Raw genomic sequence first — 24444 nt, 5'->3', positions numbered from 1 at the left:
CAATCGGTTTTAGGGATAAAGGTAAAAGAAATGCCGCCCTACTATGAGCGGCATTGTCTGAACTGTGATTTCTTTGATTTTCCTGACCGACTACGATTTTGTTTCCGCTTCGTTGAAGCGTTGTACGACCAACAAGTTACGGTCGGTCAGAAAAATTAAAAAAATCCAGCGGGGGCGCCCGGCGGTTACGCCAGTTTCGTTTGCAGATTCTCGTCCAGTGCTTCGAGGAAATCTTCGGTGTTGAGGTAATGCTCACCAGCCACCAGTTTCGTACCGGCAGGATAAGCAGACAACGCCAGATCTTTCGTCATTTTACCGCTTTCAACCGTTTCAACGCAGACCGCTTCGAGCGCGTTAGCGAAGTCGATCAGTGGTTGGTTATCGTCGAGTTTGCCCCGGAACGCCAGACCACGTGTCCAGGCGTAGATCGACGCAATCGGGTTGGTCGACGTTTTGTTACCCTTCTGGTATTCGCGGTAGTGACGCGTCACCGTGCCGTGAGCCGCTTCGGCTTCCATCGTTTTGCCATCGGGCGTAACCAGTACCGATGTCATCAGCCCTAATGAACCAAAGCCCTGCGCTACCGTATCCGACTGAACGTCGCCATCGTAGTTTTTGCAGGCCCACACAAAATTACCTTCCCATTTCAAGGCCGAAGCAACCATGTCATCGATCAGGCGGTGTTCGTAATGCACTTTACCAGCGTACTCCGCGTCGTAGATCTCCTGAAAGATATCTTTGAAACGACCATCGTATTTTTTGAGGATCGTGTTTTTGGTCGACAGGTACAGCGGCCAGCCTTTGTCCAGCGCAACGTTGAAACAAGCCCGGGCGAAGCCACGAATCGACTCATCAACGTTGTACATGCCCATGGCTACACCACCCGCTTTGAACTGGTATACGTCGAAGTCCATCACCGTACCGTCTTCACCTTCGAACTTCATCGTCAGTTTACCGGGACCGGGTACGACGAAATCGGTAGCGCGGTACTGATCACCAAATGCGTGACGACCGATGATGATCGGAGCCGTCCAGTTCGTAACCAGACGTGGCACGTTGCTCATCACGATTGGCTCGCGGAACACCGTACCATCCAGAATATTACGGATCGTACCGTTCGGCGATTTCCACATCTGCTTCAGATTGAACTCTTTAACGCGGTCTTCGTCGGGCGTAATAGTCGCACACTTGATACCAACACCATACTCTTTGATAGCGTTGGCCGCGTCGATCGTTACTTGATCGTTGGTCTCGTCACGGTATTCGATCCCTAGGTCATAGTATTTAATATCAACATCAACATAAGGCAAGATCAGCTTGTCTTTGATGAATTTCCAGATGATACGGGTCATTTCGTCGCCATCCAGTTCGACAACCGGATTCGCCACTTTAATTTTTTCCATTGGACTGGGGTATATAAACGATTGAAAACGATACTAAACCTGGTCGACCGGCGACCCTGCGCAAAAATAGTGAATTAGGGGCAACGGGTGAAATAGAAAATCAGAAACTGACTATTCGCACAAACAGCATATTTTCCGTATTTTTAGGAAGTTCTACCCAATCATACCTCATAAAATTTGGCATTACCGATGAAAAAGTGCACAAATCTATTAATAGCCTTCTTTTTAATCCCGGCCTTACTCTTTGGGCAGACAAAAAAATCGGCGAAGTCAGGCGACCGCCGACCGTTGGACCGCCAACCGTTGGGCCGTATCGAGAAATTGAAGCAGGAAGCCGTTGCTGCTGTCGAAGCCAATACGGTTATGGCGCAGCAGATCAACGATAAGCTTTTCAGCTTTGCGGAACTGGGCTTTCAGGAAGAGGAGTCGTTTAAGTACTTAACGGAACTGCTCGAAAAAGAAGGGTTCACCGTAAAAAAAGGCATTGCCGGTATTCCAACGGCTTGGATAGCGACCTGGGGTTCGGGTAAGCCGCTCATCGCGGTTGGCTCCGACATCGACTGTATCCCGAAAGCCAGTCAGAAACCCGGTGTAGCCTACAAAGATCCGATCGTTGAAGGGGCACCCGGTCACGGTGAAGGTCATAATTCGGGTCAGGCGCTGAACATCGTTGCGGTTCTGGCCGTCAAGAAACTGATGGAACGCGAGAAAATTCCCGGCACGTTGATGCTCTGGCCGGGTGTTGCCGAAGAGCTTGTTGGCACGAAAGCGTTCTACGTTCGCGATGGCTATTTTAAAGATGTCGATGCCTGTATCTTCACGCACGTCGGCAATAACCTGGGCGTATCGTGGGGCGACAACGGCAATAATGGACTGGTTTCCGTACGATTCAATTTTGAAGGCCAGGCGGCCCACGCGGCCGGTGCTCCCTGGCGCGGTCGCAGCGCACTGGATGCCGTTGAGCTGATGAACATCGGCTGGAACTTCCGGCGCGAACACCTTGAACTAACCCAGCGCTCCCATTATGTCATCTCGGACGGGGGTGACCAACCAAACGTTGTTCCTTCCAAAGCCGCCGTCTGGTATTACTTCCGCGAGCGAACTTATCCAAAAATCAAAAAGCTGTTTGAAACGGGGGTGAAAATTGCGGAAGGGGCCGCGCTGATGACCGACACGAAGTTCACCTACGAAATTCTGGGCTCGGCCTGGCCCGTGCACACCAACCGTGTTATTGCAGCCGCTGCTTACGACAACATCAAAAAGGTGGGTCTACCAACCTGGTCGGAAGACGATCAGTTGCTGGCGCGAGCATCACAACTTGAGTTACAGGCACCAAAGACCGAAGGTTTAGCCGTAAAACTGGATTCAATGGGTATGCCAACGTCGTCGGCTCCGGTCGTGATGATGGGTGGTCAGGCCATGACGCCAATGGGTGGTGGTTCCGACGATATTGCCGATATCTCATGGTCGCTGCCAACGATCGTGCTGCGGTATCCAAGCAACATTCCAGGTCTGCCGGGTCACCACTGGGCCAATGCGATTTCGATGGCGACGCCCATTGCGCACAAAGGGATTGTCTACGGGGCTAAAGCCGAAGCCATGACCCTACTGGACCTGCTCATGAAACCGGAACTGTTGAAAGAAGCGTGGTCTTATTACAAGGATGAGCAAACGAAGGACATCAAGTATGAACCGTTGATTTCGCCCAAAGAGCAGCCCGCGATCTACCTGAACAAGAAAATTATGGCCGAGTTCAGGCCGAAGCTGGAGAAGTTCTACTATGATCCCAGCAAATACAAAACGTATCTGGAACAGTTGGGCATTACTTATCCAACCGTTCGTGACGATCAGCGCGCAGCCGTGAAGAAAATTGTGGAGAAAGAGAAATCGACAGCCGCTAAAGTATCATCTTCATCGGCCCGCGACTAGGTTGTAGCACGATCGAAACGATCAACAGCCCGAAAGTCCTGAACTTTCGGGCTGCTTTTTGTAGCTTGGACGGCCATGTCCGGGTGGTGAAAACTGTTGTTACTTCAGTTACCCGGACGTGGCTGTCCAGACTACATCAATTAAGCACCACTTTTACCAAGACGGGTTGATGGTCAGAGGGATACCGCTGTTCTTTGGCATCCGTCAACACGCCGTATTTCAGTACGCTGAACTGTTTGCTGACGAAGATGTAGTCGATACGCTGGTCCATCGGTGCATCAAATTTGAACGCGTTGAACGTTCCCTCCGGGCCATAAGGCGGTCGAGCCGTAACGCTATGAGCATCGTTAAGCAGCGTTTGAATCGTTTTGACCTGCTCCGTGTCGGGCGTGGAATTTAGATCACCAACCAGAATGACGGGTGCATTTTTGGCGATTTCTTTAATCTTGGTGACCATCAGCTTCCCCGATTCCCGACGTGCTTCAACGCCCTGATGATCGAAGTGAACGCTGAAAAAGTAAAAGTCCTTCTTCGTTTGTAGATCCGTGAACTTCGCCCATGAACAGATGCGGTTGCAGCAGGTAGCATCCCAGCCTTTACCGGGCTTGTCAGGCGTTTCACTCAACCAGAAATTACCCGATTGGAGCATCTTGAACCGATCTTTCCGGTAGAAAATGGCCGAATGTTCACCCGCTTCCTTACCATCGTCGCGACCGGCCCCCACAAAGGCGTAATCCTTCATTTCGGCGATGTCGTTCAACTGATCGCGTAGTGCTTCCTGCGTTCCGAAAATATCGAACTCATGGAATTGGATCAACGCTTTCACGTTTTCTTTGCGGTTCGGCCAGGCGTTTATCCCATCACCTTTGTTATTATAACGCAGATTATACGTAGCCACATTAATGGGAGTAGACTTCTGAGCGACAACAGTTTGCGCCGTTAGTAGGCTACCCAATACGAGAAATAAGAGTACGCGCATTAGAGACTGGTTTTAGAAAAGCTTGCTATCTGAAGAAAAAATGGTCTCGTTTCTACCTAATCCAGACGATCGTACCGGACAGCAGACAGCTCAATGTCAAATTTGCCATTTGTGGCGTAAACTTACGATTGGTTGTATTACCAGACCGTTAAATGAATCGCCGTTATAGTACAAAAATCGTAACAGACCCAGCAAAAATGCAGGCGTAGTTACTTGAAAATCAACCGTGTATAAAACAAATAGCCCCCATACACTCTGGTGTATGGGGGCTTCTGCGTTCGTTTTCTTGCTACTTATTTATTGGCGTTCCGATGAGCGTGGTTGGCTTCACGAACCATGCCCATCAGCCGTTGCCAGCAACGGCTGATTGTTTTCGAGTCGTGTGTTTTCTGTGTTTTGGGAGCAGCTGTAGATGCTGCCGATGCGGTTTCTGTCTTCGCTACGGTGTTCCGCGCCAGCACGGGATTTTTAGCTAATCGCTCCGTCTCTGGCTTAATCCGGGAATCGGCCTCTACGGTTGACTTGGTACTAGCTGACATCCCACCCTGTGATGGCATTGAACTAGCTAGGGAAACTACGAACGGACAAGCTGTTAACGAGGCAAGGGCAACGAAGCCAGTTACTTTCCTGATTAAAATAGTTCTCATGAGGTCGTTTAGTAAAAGTTACTCTGGCGTCGTATAGGCAACTCATGCTCGTATGAAACACTGTCACAAATATAACGACTAGATTAGTACAATTGCCTCATATTTTTGCATTAAATTTTAAACTAATAAACTTAGTACGTTTTCATCATATCAACTATAATGCCAAAGATTATATTGTATAGAAAAGTATAAGGAGAACAGATTTTAATCAGTAACGACAAATATCACCTTTTTGGGCCTATTTTCGCGCTATAAAGCCTTAAATTGGCAGATTACTTAATCCGCTAAATGTATTTTCTTAAGTTAGCCAGATGACTATTCGGCAATCAATGCCTAGCGGAAACTGTTATCTTTGTGCTATCGTTTGTAATAGACTATGTTTGAGAATCTTCAGGATAAACTTAATAAGGCTATCAAGACCCTGAAAGGGCAGGGCCGCATTACCGAAATCAACGTTGCCGCAACGCTTAAGGAAGTGCGTAGAGCACTTACCGACGCCGATGTAAACTATAAGGTTGCGAAAGACATCACAGACCGCATTCGCGAAAAAGCCCTCGACCGGAAAGTACTGATCTCGGTGGAACCCGGCCAGCTGTTCGTCAAGATCGTACAGGAAGAATTGACCGAGCTCATGGGTGGCGAAGCCCAGGGCATCAACATCAAAGGGGATCCAGCCGTTATTTTAATTGCGGGGTTGCAGGGGTCTGGCAAAACGACGTTTTCCGGCAAGCTGGCGTCGTACCTCAAACGGCAGGGACGGAATGTATTGCTGGTTGCCGCTGACATCTACCGCCCGGCGGCTATCGATCAGTTGAAAGTACTGGGCGAGCAGGTTGGCGTGGAAGTCTACGCGGAACCCGACAATAAAAATGCGGTTCAGATCGCGCAGAACGGTATCAATCAGGCCCGGAAGACGGGAAAGAAAATCGTAATCGTCGATACGGCCGGTCGTCTGGCGGTAGATGAGGCCATGATGCAGGAGATTGAAGCCGTCAAACGCGCCATCGCTCCTACCGAAACGCTGTTCGTTGTCGATTCGATGACGGGTCAGGATGCGGTGAACACGGCCAAAACCTTTAACGAACGACTTAACTTCGATGGTGTTGTCTTAACCAAACTCGACGGTGACGCACGGGGTGGTGCCGCGTTGTCGATCAAAACGGTCGTTAACAAGCCCATCAAGTTCATCAGTACGGGCGAGAAAATGGAAGCTCTTGACGTGTTCTACCCCGACCGGATGGCAAGCCGGATTTTGGGTATGGGCGACGTTATCTCGCTGGTAGAACGGGCGCAACAGGCGTTCGACGAAGAAGAATCGAAACGTATCAACGCCAAGATGCGCAAGAACCAGTTCGACTTCGACGATTTCCTGAGCCAGCTTCAGCAGATCAAGAAAATGGGTAACGTCAAAGATCTGCTCGGTATGATTCCGGGAATGGGCAAAATGATCAAAGATCTGGATATCGACAATGATTCGTTCAAACCCATTGAAGCCATCATCAGCTCCATGACACCCAAGGAACGGCAACGGCCAGACATGATCGACGGGAGCCGCAAAAAACGGATCGCGGCTGGTAGCGGCACCAACATCACGCAAGTGAACAACCTCCTGAAACAGTTCGATGAGATGCGCAAGATGATGAAGAAAATGAACACCATGCAGGCATCGGGCAAGCTGAACAAGATGATGAAGTAGAAGTAATAGATAAAACTGAATCAGGGACCAGTCTCTGGTATGCCGTATCTTGGAGATACGGCATACCAGAGACTGGTCCCTGATTCAGTTTTAAATCTGCCAATAAAGCCAATGAGTCGTTTTACAGACCGTTGGCATTGTTTATGACCAGAATGTTGTTGTTTTGCGGCCATGAAACACGTATTGACCGCACTCCTGCTTAGCATTACGGCTGCTGCCTTTGGCCAGGCTTCCGTAGCCTATTATCCATTCAACTCCATCGTGTCGGTAAGCACCAACGCCGATCGCGGTTTCTGGCTCGATGCCCGGTTTCAGACCAACACCGCGTTCGAGTCGTTGAGCACCACGCTTTGTCCGATGGTCAACGTTGTCCGGCGCGATCAGGTAAATTACTACGCCGGGCTCGGCATCCGGGCTAACTTCCTGAACGGACTCGATAACCGCGACGTTCTGGAAGGCTATTCACTGCACTTGGGTGTTCGCGCCAAAGTTCCGTTTATTCCTAATCTCCGGGCTGCGTTTGAACTTGCCCCCTATTCGCGCAAGGATTTCAAATATGGCATTATGCAGACCTATCTGGGACTGGCCTATCAGTTCAGCAAGAAGCAGAAGTAGGTCCTGAACGACAAAGAGCCGGGAGAACGTGTTGTACGTTCTCCCGGCTCTTCTTTTAATTAACTCTCTCCTATTTCTTTTCCGGCGCGTTGTAGGTAAACGTACCGTGCTCCAGTTTATCAGCCCGGTCGAACAGTTTCAGCGCTTTCTGATACGTATCGTCCGACTCGCCGATCACGCGGAAGAATTCGTTGTTCTGACCGCCCTTATTGTTTTTCTGATAAATCGCGCGGGCAACCAGTGCTTTGATCTGCGTACGGATGTAATTCTTCGAGCGATTGTATTCTTTCTCGTTAAACTTGATCCCCTCCGCTGTCGCGTCTTTTACCAGTTTAGCCAGTTCCTCGTCATTGATCACCACACTCCGGTCAAACTCAGCGAATGGCATCTTTTCCAGTTTCTTCCGATTGTCATTGGTGTATTCCATGGCAAATTCGCGGATGATGTTCTTACCATACAAACGCACCAAATAGCTAGTCTGCCAGGTTGAATCACGCGGAATGAAATAGTCCGGTGTGATACCGCCACCACCGTAGACAACGCGACCACCGTCTGTTTTAAATTTCAGTTTCGGATCGTTTTTGATCGAATCAGCAATGTAATACTCGCCCCGCTTCGACCGCTGTTCGAGGTCTTTTTCGTAATCACCTTCCTGACCCGGTACGTATGGTTTCTGAATACTGCGACCACTTGGCGTGTAATAGCGCGAAATGGTCAGGCGTAGTTCAGAGCCGTCGGACAAGGTTACGGGCATTTGCACCAGACCCTTCCCGAAGGAACGACGACCAGCGATCAAGGCGCGGTCATGGTCCTGCAAGGCACCGGCCACAATTTCGGACGCAGATGCGCTGCCTTCGTCGAGCAGCACGATCAGCGGCCCTTCCTCAAACTGTCCGGCAATGCGAGCAAACGTCTGACGGTCATACCGGTTATCTTTACCGTCGGTGTAGACCAGCATTTTATTCCCTGCAATAAACTCATCGGCAATGCTCGTTGCCCGGTCCATATAACCACCCGGATTATTGCGCAAATCCATTAACAGCTGCGTCATTCCCTGCGCCTTAAGCGCAGTCAGTGCCGTTTTGAACTCGTCGTAAGTCGTTTCGGAGAACCGATTGACCTTGATATACCCCGTTTTGCCATCGACCATGTACGCTGCATCGACCGAATACGTTGGAATCCGATCGCGGGTGATGGTGAATACTTTAGGCTCTTTGTCGTTTTTCCGCAGAATGGTCAGTTTTACGGGCGTACCCCGTTTTCCGCGTAGTGCCTTAAAGACCGCACTGTTTTCGATTTTCTTGCCCGCCAAAGCCGTCTCGTCTACTTTGATGATCTTATCACCACTCTGAATGCCAGCTGCTTCGGAAGGACCACCCGCCAATGGCGTTACGACATAGACCGTATCCTTATAGATATTGAACTCAACCCCGATGCCATCGAAACCGCCTTCCAGCTGCGACCGGGCCGCAACAGCATCCTGAGGATTCATGTAGGCCGTATGCGGATCGAGCTTTTCGAGCATTTTCGTGATCGAAAAATCAACCAGCTCATCGGTATTGACCGTATCGACGTAATTGTTCTCGATAAGCTGTAAAATTTCGCGGTATTTGGTATAGCCCCGCCCGATGTTGTTTAGGCTTTTTGTACCGCCAAAAAACGTCGCTCCGATCAGCATTCCACCGGCCAGGGTTATACCTAGCAGCATTGGAAGCCGGACTGTTGCCTTACTATTTTTAATCTCGGACCGGGTGCCTTTTTGCCCCGTCGGATTAGTATTGAAGCGCTCTTCTGACTCCATTCGTTCGTCTCCTCGTTAACTCGTAGTGTATATCTCTAAACGAATCGAATATAGCTAAATGTTTGCCATAATGATGTATATACGATAAAAATATAGGGAACGTCGAAAACAGGCTGAATTTGTGTTGAATACGGCTTTGAAAAGCACTCGCTAGTGCCAGAAAGTCAGCTTTGTTTGCCGACGGTAAAGTTCGTGAATTGATCCAGTGATGCCGGGTTGCGCAGGGTATCTTTACTGGCAACCAGCGATGCATCGACACCCGCCAGAATTTTCTTGACCGGTGTCTCCAGTTTCTTCCCGCTCATTGTGTACGGCACCTCACTGATGGCATAGACGGCATCGGGCACATGACGAGGACTGAACTGACTTCGGATAACCTGCCTTATTCGTCCAATGAGTTCGTCCGTCAGTGAAAACCCTTCGCGCAGTACGACAAACAAAGGCATAAAGTAGCGACCGCCCGGCTGCTCCAAACCGACAACCAGACTGTCCACGATTTCGGGAAGGTTCTCGACTGCGCTGTATATTTCACTCGTTCCGATACGTACCCCATCGCGGTTCAGCGTCGCGTCAGAACGACCGTATATAATGACACCATTGCGTTCGGTAATGCGAATGTAGTCGCCATGCCGCCATACACCCGGATACTCATCGAAGTAGCTTTTGCGATAACGCTCGTTACCGGGGTCATTCCAGAAGTAAATGGGCATTGAGGGCATGGGTTGCAGAATAACCATCTCCCCCAGTTCACCGCGCACGGGTTTGCCTGCCGCATCAAACGCTTCGACTTTGCAACCCAACAGCCGACACTGAATTTCGCCTTCGTATACCGGCAGCAGCGGATTACCACCCACAAAGCCACTACAAACGTCGGTACCACCGCTGAACGAGATCAGCCAGACATCCGATTTAACGTTATTGTAAATCCATTGAAATCCTTCTAGCGGCAGGGGCGATCCGGTAGACCCGATCGTTCGAAGATGAGTCAGTTTTACTATGTCAGCCGGTTTCAGACCCGCCCGCATACAGGCCATGTAGTAGGCAGCACCGCCCCCAAAATGAGTGATCCGGGCTTCATCGGCCAGATGCCACAACACACTCAGGTCGGGGTTCCCGGCAGACCCTTCATAGAGCACGAGCGTTGCCCCGACCAGCATAGACCCCAGCGCAAAATTCCACATCATCCAGCCCGTAGTCGACTGCCAGAAATAACGGTCGCCAACGTGCACATCCTGATGCAAAGCCAGCACTTTGAGGTGTTCGAGCAAGCAACCGCCTACACTATGCGTAATGGCTTTCGGCTTGCCGGTCGTACCTGACGAAAAGAGAATCCAGATCGGATGCGAAAACGGCACCGGTTCAAACGTCAGTTCATCCGGGGTAGGTGTATCGACTACATCCTGCCACGACGTAGCCCGTTCGAGCCGACTATCGCGATTAAGATACGGAATCCAGATAACACGCTGCAACGTGGGCAGATTGATACGCAGCTCGCGGATAGCGTCTGTCTTATCGATCAGTTTACCATTATAGCTGTATCCATCAGCCGCAATCAATATTTTCGGCTCGATCTGCTGAAAACGATCAACGATACTGGTTGTGCCAAAATCGGGTGAGCAGCTCGACCAGATGGCACCAATGGCGTTTGTAGCCAGAAAAGCGACCACCGCTTCGGGTATGTTCGGCAGCACCGATACCACCCGATCGCCCACGCCCACGCCTTGCTGGCGCAGGTACGTAGCCACCGCGTTGACCTCATGTTCGAGTGCTTCCCACGACAGATACCGCAAATTAGGCCCCAATTCCGACGCGTACATGATGGCCGGCCGCTGCGCCGTTTTATGCCGGAAAATATGCTCGGCATAATTGAGCGTCGCCCCCCGAAACCACTCCGTACCGATCATGTCGCGGGCATTGCCTTCCAGCACGACCTGGTGGTAAGGCGAATGCGCCTGCACACCGAAAAACTGCCAGATACTTTCCCAGAAATCTTCCAGATCCGTTACCGACCAATCCCAGAGATCATCATAATCGCGGAAGTAAAGGCCTTTCTTGATGAAGAGCCAGTCCATGTATTTTTTCAGGAGTGACTGCTCACTAACACGTCGGGCGGGAGTATATAAAGGAGTGAGGGTTGGGCGAGACATAGAGATAGCCAGTAGCCGTTAAGGGTTAGTCGTCAGTAGCTCCGCCAGAGACCGATGATAAACCTTTAACGACTAAGTGCACCAATGGATTGTTTTTGACGTAAAATGCGTTGTCACAAAAACGGGAATAGCAGGCTTACCCAAAAAAGCCGTAGCTTTGCATCCCTTTTGACCTACGCTTCAGCAAACAAGCTGATAATCAGCAAACAAATTACGCACAGCAGTACGATTTACTGTATTTTTCCATGAATCAGGATTCAGATAAGAACGACCGCCGTGACGGTGAGTCTCGTTCCTCCGGTCGTCGCGATGACGGCCCACGTTTCAACCGGGCAACTGGCCCAGGTAATCGCAGCGACAAGCCACGGGACAACAATGATCGTCCGCGCTTCAGCCGCTCCAATGACCGCCCCGACGGCGACAAACCACGGTTCTCCCGCGATTCGAACCGCGACGACAAACCACGATTCAACAGCAACCGCAACGACCGGCCGACCACTAGCCGGGACAATAGCGATACCAAACGCCCTGATAGCTTCGGCGACCGCCGGCCACGCACGGATCGGGATGAACGCTCTGGTAGCAGCTTCAACCGGGATCGCAACAATGAGCGCCCTAGTGGTGGATTCAACCGGGATCGCAACGAGGAGCGCCCACGGTTCCCCCGCAGCAACGACCGCGACGATAAACCCCGTTTCGGTAGCAATCGCAACGACGCCCCACGCGGTCGTAGTCAGGATCGCTCCGGCGATTCGCGTCCTGCCCGTGATGGCGAACGGCCTCGGTTCAACCGCGACGACAAACCCGGTTTCGAACGCAACAACGATCGTTTCGGCACCGAACGGAAATTCAACGACCGATCTGATGATCGCTCACGCGCAGACCGATCAGGCAACAATCGATTTGGTAATGACTCGGGTCGTTCCAACAACCGTACTGACGGTGATCGCCCACGGTTCCCCCGCAGCAACGACCGTCCGCGCGACGAACGCGCTGGTGGTGGCTTCAACCGGGATCGCAACGAGGAGCGTCCACGGTTCCCCCGCAGCAACGACCGCGACGACAAACCCCGCTTCAACAGTAATCGCAGCGACCGCCCGGATTCGCGCGGCAGCGACCGGAATACAGGTAACAATTCCCGATTCCCTCGTGAGCGTACCGGCGATTCTAGATTCGGCAATTCAGACAAGCCTGCGTTCAAACGGGTTGGTGGTTTTAGCCGCGAAGCCGATGAGCGCAACCGCTTAGACAGCGACGATAATAACCGGCGCAATTCGCGTCAAGGTGATGCACCGGACCCAAATGCTCGTTTTTCGGGTGAACAACGGAAAGAGTCGGGTGACCGGCGCACGGGCCGTTACGAAAAAGCGCCAGACTACAACCTGGAGAAGATTCGCGCCGAACGGTATGAGAAACCACGTGGCAATCCACGCCAGAAAGACGATAGCGACCGTCCCAAACGGGCGACTGACGACGATCGCGATGCCGATGGCCTGACTCGCCTGAACCGCTACATTGCCAATTCGGGTGTGTGTTCGCGTCGGGAAGCCGATGAACTCATCGCGCGGGGCGACATTTCCGTCAATGGAAAGACCGTGACCGAAATGGGTTTCAAGGTGAAAGAGGGTGACACCGTTAAGTACGGCACAAAAATCCTTAACCCTGAGCGCTTTGTGTACGTGCTGATGAACAAGCCCAAAGATTACATCACCACGACCGAAGATCCGGAAGAACGGAAAACCGTTATGCAACTGGTTGCCGATGCGGGTAATTTCCGGATGTATCCGGTTGGTCGCCTGGACCGTAACACGACGGGACTACTACTGCTGACAAACGATGGCGAACTGGCTGACAAGCTGACTCACCCATCCAACAATATCCGGAAAATCTATCAGGTCGAGCTGAACAAGCCGATCACGACTGAGCACTTCGAGGAAATTCAGAAGGGATTAACGCTGGAAGATGGTCCGATCAAACCGGATGCATTCAGCATCGTAACCCCCGACGCTCACGTTGTTGGCATTGAGATTCACTCGGGTCGCAATCGGATCGTGCGTCGTATTTTCGAACACCTCGGTTACGACGTGACCAAGCTTGACCGTACTACCTATGCAGGCCTGACCAAAAAAGACCTGCCACGCGGCAAATGGCGGTTCCTCGATCCGAAAGAGGTCGTGAAGCTGAAGTATTTCAATAACTAGAAAAGAGCGAAAGAGTGAATGTATGAAAGAGCGGATTACTGGTGCAGGCCTGTTTCGCTCTTTCACACATTCACTCTTTACTTTATATGAACCACCTCTTCCCCTATATCGAACGAACGTTGCTGCATCCTGGGGTGACGCTCAATGAGCAATACGAAGCGCTCGATGAAGTGACTCAACTTGGGTTGGTGGGAATGACCGTGGCTCCCTTCTGGGTCAAAAAATTTCGGCGCGAACTGGGCGATACGCATCCGGCCATCCTGTCGACGGTTATCGGCTATCCGTTTGGCTACCAGCGTACCGAAGCCAAACAGACCGAGCTTGAATGGGCACTTCGTGACGGAGCCAGCGAGATTGAAGTCGTTCTGAATACGTCGGCGCTATTCTCCCCCACGTCGGTCTGGCTGAAAATTGAACTGGCTAAATTAGTCGCGCTGGTTCATGCACAGGAAAAATTCTTCACCGTTATTCTGGAATCGTCCTTGCTCGACCCGAACCAGCTTCGGGCCATGATCAAACTCGCTACCGACACTGGTGCTGATTTCATCAAAAATTCGACGGGGGCACGCTTGACCGGGCCACGATTGGCTACTGACTTTTCGCTTGAAGAAGCACTAGCCTTCCGGCAACTTGTTCCGCAAATGGTTGGTGTTAAGATCGTCGTCGATGAGGCATCGCAGGAGCAGATGGAAACGCTTGTTTCGGCGGGTGTCGAACGACTTTCTCTGGGGAAACCGATCGCTTAATTTTAGCAAAGTAAGTATTGACAGGAACAAGCCTTTAGTATACTTTAGTGGCTTTCTATCCCGTCGATACAATGAACCGATTCCTACTTCTCAGCTTACTTCTTCTTTCATTCTCCGCCTTCGCTCAGCAAACGGCTTATCAGGTTTTTGAGGTAGACAGCACCGCCGAACCTCGTGGTGGAGTTGCCGTTTTAAATACGTATATCCAGGCCAATCTGCGCAAACCGACAGCGGCTGAAGCCGAAGGCAAGGGCGGACGGGTTGTTATCAGCAGCATTGTTGAACCGGATGGTAGTGTGTCTGACGTGAAGATTCTGAGCGGCATACGTCCCGACTGCGATCGGGAAGCCTTGCGGGTAATCAAGAATTTTAGCGCCTGGAAACCAGCGCTAAAAGGCGGTAAGGCCGTTCGCCAGCAGATGACAACGTCGGTAGTATTCAAACCAAATCCTCCGTTCATTTACCGGAATGGAGCACAAATCCGGTATTTCGACGCTGACCGAAAACTACTGGCCGACAGCAGTGATAAGGCTCGCTTCAAACAAGCGTACCCGCTGGATTCGATTGGGCTACCCAATGGTGACATGATCGTGTACAAAGCCAAAGGGTCAGGCTGGAAAGAAGAGTACCGTATCCCTTTTTCACGCGAGAGAAACAAGCCAACGAGTTATACTGATCAACCGACAACTACGGTTGGCTACCGGAATGACTCTAAACTTTGGGATGGAAAAACGTTTTTATTGACGGAATCCGGTTCCGTTCTTAGACAGTCGTATTATAAAAATGGTATCCCTACAGGCGCGAGCATCGACTATCACCCAAACGGTCTAGTAGCGAAAAAAACCGACGAAGTAGACGATGGTTTACTCGTTACATCCTGGTATCCAACCGGGCAGATCAAGGAGATTCGGCTCAACAAAAAACTGAAAGCAATGGTTGTACAGAGCCCCAACTTAGTTACTGCTTTTTGGGCTCCGGAAGGCAAACAGCTCGTAACCAATGGAAACGGTAAAGCCCTTTACACAGACCTGGTCCAATCACGGGCGGACAGTACTCAGAAGACCGCATTTACAGAGCAGGGTGTATACGAGAACGGAGCGAAGCAGGGCGTTTGGACCGGTCGATACGCCGATGGCTCCTATTTCTATCAGGAGCTGTACGACAAAGGCGTTTGCCAGCAGGGAAAAGCATTTACTGCCGGGAGCGACACACTCCGCTACACCGAACTCGATCACCAACCGGAATTTCCGGGGGGCATGTCCGGTCTAGGGCAGTTCCTGTCGCAGAATCTCCGCTATCCGGTCAATGCCCATAAAGCAGGTGCCCAGGGTAAAGTATTTGTCAGCTTCGTGGTTTGTACGGATGGAACATTGTGTGACTATGAGGTTCTTAACGACGTTCATCCTGAGCTGGATCAGGAAGCCATACGTGTTGTTCAGAAGATGAGCGGTCATTGGAAACCGGGGGTACAACGTGGACAGAAAGTGCGCGTGAAGTACAATCTGCCCATCAATTTTACGCTTCAGTGACGTTAATCTGAACGATCACCGATAGAAACGGTCAATCTGTTCGTAAATTTGCGGGATAACACCCGCGCCAATGTCGCTCAAGCAAGTCCCCCTCCATCACATTCATCAGCAAGCAGGCGCGAAGATCGTGCCGTTCGCCGGCTTCGAAATGCCCGTTCGTTACTCATCCGACCTCGACGAACATAACACGGTTCGCAATGCGGTTGGCATCTTCGATGTCTCGCATATGGGCGAATTTATTCTGAAAGGCGAAGGGGCGCTGGCCCTGATTCAGCGCGTTTCGGCGAACGATGCCAGCACCCTTTTCGACGGTAAGGTTCAGTACAGCTACCTGCCCAACGGTCGGGGTGGCATTGTCGATGACCTGCTGGTCTACCGAATCAGTTCGCTGGAGTATATGCTCGTTGTCAACGCGTCGAACATCGAAAAAGACTGGAACTGGATCAGTCAGTACGTGGCAGACTATGACAAAGAAGGCGCACCACTCTCGATGGTCAACGTGTCGGACGATATGTGCCTGTTTGCCGTACAGGGACCACTGGCGGCCAAAGCGCTGGAATCGCTCACTCCGGCCAAGCTGGATTCAATGGATTATTACACCTTCGAGAAAACCGATTTTGCCGGGTACGCCAATGTGATCGTGTCGGCAACGGGTTATACGGGAGCCGGTGGTTTCGAAATTTACGTGTCGAATCACCAGGCTGAAGGCGTATGGAATGCAATCATGGAAGCCGGAAAACCGTACGGAATCAAACCCATTGGTTTGGGCGCACGGGATACGCTCCGGCTCGAAATGGGCTATAACCTGTACGGCAACGATATTACCGACGAGACGTCACCGATCGAAGCGGGTCTTGGCTGGGTCACGAAATTTACCCATGATTTCATCGATGCCGATGTGCTGAAACAGCAGAAAGAGCAGGGCATCAGCAAAAAATTAGTGGCCTTTGAAATGATCGATCGGGGCATTCCCCGTGGTCATTACGAACTGGCCGATGCAGACGGCAACACCATTGGCGAGGTTACATCCGGCACGCAATCGCCGACGCTTGGCAAAGGCATTGGTATGGGTTATGTACCAACCGCATTCAGTAAGCCCGGATCGCCAGTCTTCGTAAAAGTTCGTGACCGCCTGCTCAAAGCAGCCGTTGTTAAACTTCCTTTCGTTAAAAAATAATCCTGCAGGGCCGCCTGAGCGGTTCAGACAGCTATATGAAACAAATTGACGTTTGCTTAACGCCTGATTTATTACATCTCTACCCGACCGAAAATACGATTGTCGTGGTTGCCGATGTATTCCGGGCAACTTCGTGCATGGTGACGGCTTTCGCCTATGGTGTAAAAAGCATTATTCCGGTAGCCACCGTCGATGAATGCCGCTTGTGGCAGGAGCGTGGCTATCTGGCGGCTGCCGAGCGCAACGCTCGCAAAGTAGAAGGCTTCGAGCTTGATAATTCGCCCTTCACCTATATGGATGAAGAGATCCGCGGGTCTGATATTGCCATGACAACCACCAACGGAACACTGGCGATCACACGATCGCGGGGAGCCGTAAAAGTGCTGGTCGGCTCGTTCCTGAATTTGGACGCGATTGCCCAAACCCTGAAAACGGAACCTTACGATGTGCTGGTTTTGTGCGCAGGCTGGAAAGGCCGCGTCAATATGGAAGATACGCTGTTTGCCGGTGCCTTGGTTGACCGCCTGAAGGAGAGTTACGCGATGGCCGAAGATAGTGCCATCATGGCCTGGCGGCTTTACGGTCAGGGTAAAGATAATCTGGCCAGCTATCTGTCGAATTCGTCCCACATCCGTCGCCTGCAACGGCTGGGCATCCAGAAAGACATTACCTACTGCCTGCAACACGATCTTTACGATGTCGTTCCGGTGTTGCGGGGCAATGCGCTGGTGAGTATGGAATTATAAAGGAAGACAGGTAGTCAATCCGTTACGCCGTTTCGTCAGCCTGTGGCGAATCGACGCGCTAACGGATTGACTACCCATTCATGCAGTTACCGGTACGTGCTGTTCGTGATGCAGATAGTCGAGAACATGTTGCATCGTATCCAGTTTGGGATAGTCTTCATCGGGAATTCGGATGCCAAACTCCCGTTCCAGTTGCATAATCAGATCGACGGTATCAAGACTGTCAAGACCAAGATCGCGAACGAAGTGTACCTCGTTCGTAATGGCAGTTTCGTCAACGCCAAAGTTTTTCAATATCTCTGTAATCCGCTCTCTCATGATAAGCTTGGGATGAAGCCCGCTGCCATTGGCTAGTAACGGTCAGTTGTTCTTCTTTGTTGCTGCACTAATAATTTTTTAACGAATGAACCGAACTCGTTAACAATCGTCACGTACCTTCAAAATCAATCCATTCGGTTAGAACAACGGCTCGCCCAATAGTCGCTTTAGATCCAGTTGATTGAGCAACAACTGGTATTGAAAATTCAGACGGCCCAGTTCTGCTTCCTCCACGCCGGTTTCGGCACTTTGTAGCTCTACGTTCGTAATAACGCCGTTCCGTAGCCGGGCATTGGCAATTTCCAGCGCTTTCCGGGACTGTAGAACCTGCGTTTCCAGGTTTGTTAACCGAGCCTGATTACTACGGATGTCAGCGTTCAATTGCGCGATATTCTGGCGCAACTGCGCATTGGCCGTTTCAACGGCAAAACGACTGGCGTTCAGGTTTAACTGAGCCGCCTGATTTTGCAGTTTGTAGCGTTTCCCGGAATAAATCGGAGCCACGATATTTACCCCAGCCGCCATGTTGGCCCGAAGTTGGTCGACATTGAGTGGATAGCCATTTTTGTAACCCGCATTGCCGCTAAAGTTAATGCTGGGTTGCCCGGCCCGGTTGAAAACCAGAATGTCAGTTTCCGCAGCCTTCACCCGATCCTGAGCCAGCTGAATATCTTTGTTTCCCGTCGTAGCTACCTGGAATTGACCATCCAGATCAAACAGTTGCACCTGAGCCGACTGAGCGCCCAACTGAAACTGCTGGCTGGCTTGTGCCGTATTCGGTTTCGAATCGCCCGTTAGGAAGGTTAACGTTGCCAACTGGCGTTCCAGCTGATTTTGCAGTTCTATCTTGCGGTTCGCAGCGACTTTTAACCGGACTTCCTGCGTCAGCACGTCGTATTGAAGCGCATCGCCATTCTGCAAGCGGGACACCAGCAGCCGAACGTTGGCCGATGCGGTTTTGATCACCGAATCCTGAACGATGATGCCCTGTCGTAAAAAGCCAACGCCATAGTAAGCCGCTGCCACCTGATAGCCCAGTGTTTGCTGGGTCAGTTCGTAACCCCGGCGTAGAACCTGCACATTATCAGCCGCCTGCCTGATAGCGGCATCGGTACGACCAAAATCGTAGATCGTTTGGCCAACAGATATGTTCGTGTTAATGCTGTTGTTCGGCGCTAGTTTGGCAATGACTTCCTGCCCGTTCAACGGAATGGCAAACTGGGGGACGGGCGTTATGTACGTGTAATTCCCGTTGAAATTGACGTTGGGCCGCATGGATGTCCGGGCAATATCGACCCGAACTTCACCCGCCTGTATTTGCTGTTGCTGCTGTTTCAGAACGGGGTAATTGGTGTTGGCTTGCTGCACCAGCGCTTTCAGATCGTCGGGAACGCTAACCGTTACCGGTTGATTCTGAGCCTGAACAGTGCCAGCTATGATCAATGCAGACGCAATGAAAAGTTGTGTTTTCATTTTCTAAGGTTTTCAGTTCCGGTTTATCGTGTTCGGCAGAAGACGTTCTTCCCCCAAACAACCCATCGGAAATGCACTCATGTTAGTGGGAAGTGTCGGTGCTACTTGGTACTTATGCTCTTCTGAAACGGTCTAGTTGACAACCCGCACTTCAGCGTCTACGCTTAGACCGGCGCGCAGTTGACTTTTGTACTTTTCCGGATTCAGGATTTCGATTTTTACCGGAACACGCTGGGTAATTTTCACGAAGTTGCCCGATGCATTGTCCGGGGGCAGCAGCGAAAACCGGGCACCCGTTGCTTCGGAGAGCGAACTAACCCGACCCTTCACGTCAAGATCAGGATAGGCATCCAGCTTGATGTCAACCGGCTGACCGATCTGCATTTTCTCCAGCTGCGTCTCTTTGAAGTTAGCGACGATCCAGAAGGTCGAGTCGGCAACGATCGTAAATAAGGTCTGACCGGGCTGCACGTACTGGCCCACAATAACATTTTTACGACCAATCTTACCGGAAATCGGTGCGGTCAGATGGGCGTACCCAACTCTCAGCTTCGCATTGTCAATAGCCGCCTGCTTTACTTTCAATACGGCCTGAATTTTCTGGATGTTGGCCTGCGCCTTGGCAATACCCGCCTGAGCAACACCTTCCGATGTTTTAGCCAGATTGATCTGTTCTACGTTGGCCGAATACTGCCGCGCCTGTACTTCGACGTTGTTCTGGGTGTCTTCCAGTTGTTTTCGGGTCAGCGACTGCTCTTTGTACAGATTCTGATCCCGTTGCAAATCCTGTTGGGCTTTGTCCCGACGGGCAGCCTGCACCTGTGCGTTCGACTGCGCCAGACGAGCGTTCTGCACAACGTTACGAGCCGTGGCTTGTGCATTCTGAAGGTCAGCGCGGGCCGTAGCCAAGTCGGCCACCGATTGCTGATAATCCGCTTCGACCTGCGCCAGCGCAACATCGTATTCCTGAGGATCAATGGAAACGAGCGGCTGTCCCTGCTTCACGATCGTATAATCCTCAACATTGACAGACTGCACATAACCAGCGACTCGGGCCAGTACCGGCACTGAGTTCCCTTCGATCTGGGCATTGTCGGTCGATTCATAATGCTGACCGTGAACGTATGCTTTGTACGCAAAATAACCACCCACCAATACGATGAGTCCGATGATGATACGGGGTAAATAAGTCTGTAGCGCGCTTTTTTCGTTGGTAGTCAATTCGTCTTCGGTTGCCATGGTGGTTGCCATCAATTGTAGTAGTTAATCAGCACCTGTTGATAGTTAGTACAGAACATTTCGCATAGTCAACTTGTTTGACTACTAGTAAGCAAAAGTAAACCCAGTTGACTAAGAAGTCAAGCAAGTTGACTATATTTGTACAATAAATAGTCGCAGTTGGTTTCAAAGTTTTTTATTTTGCGCGTATGATCGTGGAAAGAGACAAAAAAGCATTTGATTATAAACAATTTTGGTCTTTTCGGGAGCGAGCCGTTGGCCGTTTGATGGGACGATTGAAGCGTCATTTTGACTCCATTATCGAGCCGCGTCTCCATGAGATGGGGTTCACCGATTTCAAATTGAGTTATATGGGCTTTCTGGCTAACCTGACGCCTGAAGGTATTACCAATAATGAGTTGGCCAAACGCGCCTGCGTTACCAAACAGGCTATGAGCAAAGTGGTTAGCCTGCTGGAAAGCGAAGGTTACATTCATATGGAGAAAAACCACAACGACTCCCGCTCTAGTGTTATTCATCTGAGCAGTCGTGGCGAAGCGTTACTTCGGGCCGTATTTGACAGCGTGGATGACGTACAGCAGCAGTTCATCGGCGTGGTGGGTAATGAACGATGGGAACAAATGATCGACACAATGGTTGTTCTGGTGCAACACATTGATCAGCAAGCCGATCAGCAGCAGCCATGATAGTTGAGTCAATCAATCCATACGACCAGCGCAAGCTAAAAACATACCGCGCCGATAGCACTGCAACTGTCGAGCGAAAACTGAAACAAGCCGACCGGGCATTTGCCGACTGGTCGGCTTTGTCATTAGTCGATCGTACGAATTTTCTTCGCGATGTGGGCGCATATCTGGTAGCAAACAAGCAGCGTTATGGCGAGCTGATAACCGCTGAAATGGGCAAACCACGCCAGGAAGCCATCGCCGAGGTCGAAAAGTGCGCCACGACCTGTACGTTTTACGCCGATCATGCCGCAGCTTTTCTGGCTGATCAATCCATCGAGTCGGATCAAAACGCTGGCCCGGCGGCCCACAGCGTCATTATCTATCAACCACTCGGACCCGTACTGGCGATCATGCCCTGGAATTTTCCGTTCTGGCAGGCCATGCGCTTTGCCATTCCGGGTTTGATCGCGGGCAATGTCGGGTTGCTCAAACACGCACCCAACGTGCCTGGCTGTGCGCTGGCGCTCGAAGAAATTTTCCGCGAATCGGGCTTGCCGAACGGTGTTTTTCAGACACTGCTAATCGACGTTCCGGTTGTAGAAACGTTGTTAAAAGACCGGCGGGTGAAGGCCGTTACGCTCACCGGTAGCGGACGGGCGGGGGCATCGGTGGCGTCGATTGCGGGTAGTCAGATCAAAAAATCGGTATTGGAATTGGGTGGTTCCGACGCGCTTATTGTGCTGGCCGACGCCGATCTGGAGAAAGCCGCCGAAACAGCCGTTAAATCGCGCATGCAAAACGCGGGGCAGAGCTGTATTGCGGCCAAACGGTTTATCGTCGAGAAGTCGGTCAAAAAACGATTCACCGATCTGGTTATTCAGCATGTTCAGGCGATCAAGCAAGGTGATCCGATGGACGATACAACCACGATGGGACCCATGGCCCGGCTCGATCTGGCCAATAGTATTGAACGTCAATTCCACGAAACCCTTGCCAAAGGGGCCAAAGCCCTGACGGGAGCCAACGGTTCAGCGATGCAGCGATCGGGTTGTAATGTGCAGCCAGTCGTACTGGATAACGTAAAGCCGGGTATGGCCGCTTTCGATGAGGAAACGTTTGGACCACTGGCCGTGATCATCGAAGCCAAAGACGAAACTGACGCGATCCGGCTGGCGAATCAATCTGATTTTGGCCTGGGTGCGGCTCTGTGGACGCAGGATTTGGACAAAGCCGATCGACTGGCCCGGCAGATTCAGGCCGGTTCCGTTTTTATCAACGGCCTGATGCGTTCAGACCCGCGTGTTCCATTTGGCGGCATCAAAACGTCGGGCTTCGGGCGCGAACTTTCGGAAGCGGGTATCAAAGAATTTACGAACGTGAAGACCATTTGGGTAGAACGTTGATCGTTTTATTAATCAGTACAAACCATTCATCACGCATGACATCGACGCAACCCATCAAAGCGCTTTTTTTAGATATAGGCGGAGTTTTATTGACAAATGGCTGGGACCGTAACGCCCGCCGTCGGGCTGCCGAACTCTTCAATCTTGATTTAGAACAGCTTAACGAGCGGCACCACCTGACGTTCGATACCTACGAGTCGGGCAAATTGAGCCTGGACGATTATCTGAAGCGGATCGTCTTTTACGAAAAGCGACCCTATTCGCCCCTCGAATTCACGAAGTTCATTATGGAGCAGTCGCATCCGTATCCGGATATGATCCAGTTAATGAGCCAGTTGAAGCAGGAACACGGGCTAAAATTACTAGCGGTCAACAACGAAGGCCGGGAGATCAACGCCTATCGCATCCGGCAATTCGGGCTCGATACTTTTTTCGATGCGTTTGTGTCCTCGTGCTACGTTCACCTGCGCAAGCCGGACACCGATATTTTCCAACTGGCTTTGGACATCGCGCAGGTAGAGCCCGATCAGGTCGTTTACATCGACGACCGGCTCCTGTTTGTGCAGGTCGCCCGAAAACTGGGTATGCACTGTATTCAGCACACCAGCTACGAGTCGACCCGCGACAAATTAGCGGCTGTGGGTCTAACGCTTCCTTAAAGCTTTGGGACGCAGAATGTTGGGTGCCGGATACCGTTGAAATCCGGAAAATCCAATGGCTACTGTATGGTATCCAGCGTCTACTATCCGCCTACTGCATTTCTTTTATGTTCAGCCAATAGAGCCCGGCGAAGATAAGACTAAAAAATACGCCAAACGATGTGTTCAACGCACTGAAACCCACCAGAACGATGGGCAGTAAAACGCCGACAGCGACTCCGGCCACATAGATCCAGTAACCGATTCGGCGTAAGCGAAACATCAGAATGGCCCCGATAAGCGTGAGGAGCGAATAAATGAACTGAGACAGCGATAGCCACCGAATGGCTTCCGGGTCGCCGGGCATCGGTTGTTCGCCGGTAGCCGCCCGGTCTTCGAAATATTGCTGCGGCTGCTTCTTGCGCTCTTCGGCACTGTACTTACGCTTGACGTAGGAGGTTTCGGCGACGGCATTGGTCCGAAAAAACGAGATGACCGAATCAAACAGGCCCAGGCCGCAGCTGATAAACGTGAGAACGCATAGTAGCGTTAAGAATTGAGAACGCATTGATGGATCGACCGAATTGGCCGTTTTTTTTATCGGTTCGCAAGTTACTCGAACATCAGCCGGTCTTCACTACGTAAAAACCTTATTTTCGCGGCAGAGTTTCATAACCAATCAACGAAATAGACCAAACATGACCCTGCAAGACTTAACGGATCAGATCCGGACCAAAGCTACCCATGCCGACAGCCTCAATGCAACAGCGAAGCTCGTAACGGATCAGGGTGTTGTTTATATCGATGCAACCCAGTCGCCGGTCGTGGTGTCGAACGACGATAAACCTGCTGACTGCGACCTTCACGTTAGCGTCGACAACCTGATAAAGATGGGCAATGGTGACCTCAACCCAATGATGGCTTTTATGACCGGCAAGCTCAAAGTGAAAGGCGATATGGGTATTGCCATGAAAATGGGTCAGGTGATGGCCTAACTTTGTTCTCCGCGACCATCAGGTATTGGACGTTGGCTTTTTTGCATAAGGTCAGCGTCCAGTATTTTCCAGTCAGGCGACTTCTCAATATAAG

At 51.2% G+C, this 24444-nt stretch carries 21 protein-coding genes; 12 read left to right on the top strand and 9 right to left on the bottom strand.

The features are described from left to right. Positions 1–185: 185 nt before the first annotated feature. Positions 186–1403 carry an NADP-dependent isocitrate dehydrogenase gene (locus GK091_RS18900; RefSeq protein ID WP_164041453.1) on the bottom strand — a complete coding sequence of 406 codons (1218 nt, stop codon included), beginning with the start codon at positions 1401–1403 and terminating at the stop codon, positions 186–188. A gap of 189 nt (positions 1404–1592) precedes the next feature. Between GK091_RS18900 and GK091_RS18895 the strand changes: the two genes are divergently transcribed. Beyond that, positions 1593–3332 carry an amidohydrolase gene (locus GK091_RS18895; RefSeq protein WP_164041452.1) on the top strand — a complete coding sequence of 580 codons (1740 nt, stop codon included), beginning with the start codon at positions 1593–1595 and terminating at the stop codon, positions 3330–3332. Positions 3333–3468: 136 nt separating this feature from the next. Here GK091_RS18895 and GK091_RS18890 read toward each other — a convergent pair whose 3' ends face one another. Next, on the bottom strand, positions 3469–4311 hold the full coding sequence (locus GK091_RS18890; protein ID WP_164041451.1) for an endonuclease/exonuclease/phosphatase family protein: 843 nt from the start codon (positions 4309–4311) through the stop codon (positions 3469–3471). Positions 4312–4604: 293 nt separating this feature from the next. Next, on the bottom strand, positions 4605–4958 hold the full coding sequence (locus GK091_RS18885) for a hypothetical protein (protein ID WP_164041450.1): 354 nt from the start codon (positions 4956–4958) through the stop codon (positions 4605–4607). 376 nt (positions 4959–5334) lie between these two features. Between GK091_RS18885 and ffh the strand changes: the two genes are divergently transcribed. Together ffh and GK091_RS18875 are read left to right on the top strand one after the other, a co-directional pair. After that, positions 5335–6654, top strand: a complete 1320-nt coding sequence (ffh, locus tag GK091_RS18880) for a signal recognition particle protein (RefSeq protein ID WP_164041449.1) — start codon at positions 5335–5337, stop codon at positions 6652–6654. Between the two features lie 171 nt (positions 6655–6825). After that, positions 6826–7269 carry a hypothetical protein gene (locus GK091_RS18875; RefSeq protein WP_164041448.1) on the top strand — a complete coding sequence of 148 codons (444 nt, stop codon included), beginning with the start codon at positions 6826–6828 and terminating at the stop codon, positions 7267–7269. Positions 7270–7339: 70 nt separating this feature from the next. Here the strand turns inward: GK091_RS18875 and GK091_RS18870 are convergent, their stop codons facing one another. Further along, a complete protein-coding gene (locus GK091_RS18870) occupies positions 7340–9070 on the bottom strand; it encodes a S41 family peptidase (RefSeq protein WP_164041447.1) in 1731 nt (576 codons plus the stop codon). A gap of 164 nt (positions 9071–9234) precedes the next feature. Continuing rightward, positions 9235–11217: an acetoacetate--CoA ligase gene (locus GK091_RS18865; RefSeq protein WP_164041446.1), complete on the bottom strand. Its 1983-nt coding sequence runs from the start codon at positions 11215–11217 to the stop codon at positions 9235–9237. A 245-nt stretch (positions 11218–11462) separates the two neighbouring features. Here GK091_RS18865 and GK091_RS18860 point away from each other — a divergent pair, with 245 nt between their 5' ends. The 5 genes from GK091_RS18860 (at position 11463) to GK091_RS18840 (ending at position 17616) form a co-directional block, all read left to right on the top strand. Then, the gene (locus GK091_RS18860) at positions 11463–13418 is read left to right on the top strand and encodes a pseudouridine synthase (RefSeq protein ID WP_164041445.1); all 1956 of its coding nucleotides are present in this window, start codon (positions 11463–11465) and stop codon (positions 13416–13418) included. Between the two features lie 86 nt (positions 13419–13504). Further along, positions 13505–14164 carry a deoxyribose-phosphate aldolase gene (locus GK091_RS18855; protein WP_164041444.1) on the top strand — a complete coding sequence of 220 codons (660 nt, stop codon included), beginning with the start codon at positions 13505–13507 and terminating at the stop codon, positions 14162–14164. A gap of 71 nt (positions 14165–14235) precedes the next feature. Continuing rightward, on the top strand, positions 14236–15693 hold the full coding sequence (locus GK091_RS18850; RefSeq protein ID WP_164041443.1) for a TonB family protein: 1458 nt from the start codon (positions 14236–14238) through the stop codon (positions 15691–15693). 70 nt (positions 15694–15763) lie between these two features. After that, the gene (gene gcvT, locus GK091_RS18845) at positions 15764–16870 is read left to right on the top strand and encodes a glycine cleavage system aminomethyltransferase GcvT (protein ID WP_164041442.1); all 1107 of its coding nucleotides are present in this window, start codon (positions 15764–15766) and stop codon (positions 16868–16870) included. Positions 16871–16905: 35 nt separating this feature from the next. Continuing rightward, positions 16906–17616 (top strand): 2-phosphosulfolactate phosphatase, encoded by a 711-nt coding sequence (locus GK091_RS18840; RefSeq protein WP_164041441.1) that lies wholly within the window; start codon positions 16906–16908, stop codon positions 17614–17616. Between the two features lie 78 nt (positions 17617–17694). Here the strand turns inward: GK091_RS18840 and acpP are convergent, their stop codons facing one another. From acpP to GK091_RS18825, 3 genes are all read right to left on the bottom strand, one after another. Then, entirely contained in the window at positions 17695–17934 is a 240-nt protein-coding gene (gene acpP, locus GK091_RS18835; RefSeq protein ID WP_164041440.1) for an acyl carrier protein, read from the bottom strand. A 138-nt stretch (positions 17935–18072) separates the two neighbouring features. Beyond that, entirely contained in the window at positions 18073–19407 is a 1335-nt protein-coding gene (locus GK091_RS18830) for a TolC family protein (protein ID WP_164041439.1), read from the bottom strand. 132 nt (positions 19408–19539) lie between these two features. Further along, positions 19540–20658, bottom strand: coding sequence for an HlyD family secretion protein (locus GK091_RS18825; RefSeq protein ID WP_164041438.1), 1119 nt, complete (start codon positions 20656–20658; stop codon positions 19540–19542). 176 nt (positions 20659–20834) lie between these two features. Between GK091_RS18825 and GK091_RS18820 the strand changes: the two genes are divergently transcribed. From GK091_RS18820 to GK091_RS18810, 3 genes are read left to right on the top strand one after another with little or no spacing between them, the layout of a single operon-like run. Continuing rightward, positions 20835–21332, top strand: a complete 498-nt coding sequence (locus tag GK091_RS18820; protein WP_164041437.1) for a MarR family winged helix-turn-helix transcriptional regulator — start codon at positions 20835–20837, stop codon at positions 21330–21332. Next, positions 21332–22717: an NAD-dependent succinate-semialdehyde dehydrogenase gene (locus GK091_RS18815; protein WP_164042895.1), complete on the top strand. Its 1386-nt coding sequence runs from the start codon at positions 21332–21334 to the stop codon at positions 22715–22717. The genes GK091_RS18820 and GK091_RS18815 overlap by 1 nt, the downstream gene beginning before the upstream one ends. 35 nt (positions 22718–22752) lie before the next feature. Then, the gene (locus GK091_RS18810) at positions 22753–23376 is read left to right on the top strand and encodes an HAD family hydrolase (RefSeq protein WP_164041436.1); all 624 of its coding nucleotides are present in this window, start codon (positions 22753–22755) and stop codon (positions 23374–23376) included. Between the two features lie 91 nt (positions 23377–23467). Here GK091_RS18810 and GK091_RS18805 read toward each other — a convergent pair whose 3' ends face one another. Further along, positions 23468–23923: a hypothetical protein gene (locus GK091_RS18805; protein ID WP_164041435.1), complete on the bottom strand. Its 456-nt coding sequence runs from the start codon at positions 23921–23923 to the stop codon at positions 23468–23470. Positions 23924–24053: 130 nt separating this feature from the next. Here GK091_RS18805 and GK091_RS18800 point away from each other — a divergent pair, with 130 nt between their 5' ends. Next, positions 24054–24350, top strand: coding sequence for an SCP2 sterol-binding domain-containing protein (locus GK091_RS18800; protein ID WP_164041434.1), 297 nt, complete (start codon positions 24054–24056; stop codon positions 24348–24350). Positions 24351–24444 lie beyond the last annotated feature (94 nt).

This window comes from Spirosoma agri (assembly GCF_010747415.1).
Lineage (GTDB): Bacteria > Bacteroidota > Bacteroidia > Cytophagales > Spirosomataceae > Spirosoma > Spirosoma agri.
Note: the sequence above shows the minus strand (reverse complement) of the source record. Positions and strands in the feature narration are given on the sequence as shown.

What these genes read in the sequence shown, in the direction of transcription:
- acpP (WP_164041440.1), bottom strand. Translation starts at nt 17,934, where the DNA reads ATGAGAGAGCGGATTACAGAGATATTGAAAAACTTTGGCGTTGACGAA.
- GK091_RS18830 (WP_164041439.1), bottom strand. Translation starts at nt 19,407, where the DNA reads ATGAAAACACAACTTTTCATTGCGTCTGCATTGATCATAGCTGGCACT.
- GK091_RS18800 (WP_164041434.1), top strand. Translation starts at nt 24,054, where the DNA reads ATGACCCTGCAAGACTTAACGGATCAGATCCGGACCAAAGCTACCCAT.
- GK091_RS18840 (WP_164041441.1), top strand. Translation starts at nt 16,906, where the DNA reads ATGAAACAAATTGACGTTTGCTTAACGCCTGATTTATTACATCTCTAC.
- GK091_RS18865 (WP_164041446.1), bottom strand. Translation starts at nt 11,217, where the DNA reads ATGTCTCGCCCAACCCTCACTCCTTTATATACTCCCGCCCGACGTGTT.
- GK091_RS18895 (WP_164041452.1), top strand. Translation starts at nt 1,593, where the DNA reads ATGAAAAAGTGCACAAATCTATTAATAGCCTTCTTTTTAATCCCGGCC.
- GK091_RS18870 (WP_164041447.1), bottom strand. Translation starts at nt 9,070, where the DNA reads ATGGAGTCAGAAGAGCGCTTCAATACTAATCCGACGGGGCAAAAAGGC.
- GK091_RS18805 (WP_164041435.1), bottom strand. Translation starts at nt 23,923, where the DNA reads ATGCGTTCTCAATTCTTAACGCTACTATGCGTTCTCACGTTTATCAGC.
- GK091_RS18860 (WP_164041445.1), top strand. Translation starts at nt 11,463, where the DNA reads ATGAATCAGGATTCAGATAAGAACGACCGCCGTGACGGTGAGTCTCGT.
- GK091_RS18875 (WP_164041448.1), top strand. Translation starts at nt 6,826, where the DNA reads ATGAAACACGTATTGACCGCACTCCTGCTTAGCATTACGGCTGCTGCC.
- GK091_RS18890 (WP_164041451.1), bottom strand. Translation starts at nt 4,311, where the DNA reads ATGCGCGTACTCTTATTTCTCGTATTGGGTAGCCTACTAACGGCGCAA.
- GK091_RS18900 (WP_164041453.1), bottom strand. Translation starts at nt 1,403, where the DNA reads ATGGAAAAAATTAAAGTGGCGAATCCGGTTGTCGAACTGGATGGCGAC.
- GK091_RS18850 (WP_164041443.1), top strand. Translation starts at nt 14,236, where the DNA reads ATGAACCGATTCCTACTTCTCAGCTTACTTCTTCTTTCATTCTCCGCC.
- ffh (WP_164041449.1), top strand. Translation starts at nt 5,335, where the DNA reads ATGTTTGAGAATCTTCAGGATAAACTTAATAAGGCTATCAAGACCCTG.
- gcvT (WP_164041442.1), top strand. Translation starts at nt 15,764, where the DNA reads ATGTCGCTCAAGCAAGTCCCCCTCCATCACATTCATCAGCAAGCAGGC.
- GK091_RS18855 (WP_164041444.1), top strand. Translation starts at nt 13,505, where the DNA reads ATGAACCACCTCTTCCCCTATATCGAACGAACGTTGCTGCATCCTGGG.
- GK091_RS18820 (WP_164041437.1), top strand. Translation starts at nt 20,835, where the DNA reads ATGATCGTGGAAAGAGACAAAAAAGCATTTGATTATAAACAATTTTGG.
- GK091_RS18810 (WP_164041436.1), top strand. Translation starts at nt 22,753, where the DNA reads ATGACATCGACGCAACCCATCAAAGCGCTTTTTTTAGATATAGGCGGA.
- GK091_RS18825 (WP_164041438.1), bottom strand. Translation starts at nt 20,658, where the DNA reads ATGGCAACCACCATGGCAACCGAAGACGAATTGACTACCAACGAAAAA.
- GK091_RS18885 (WP_164041450.1), bottom strand. Translation starts at nt 4,958, where the DNA reads ATGAGAACTATTTTAATCAGGAAAGTAACTGGCTTCGTTGCCCTTGCC.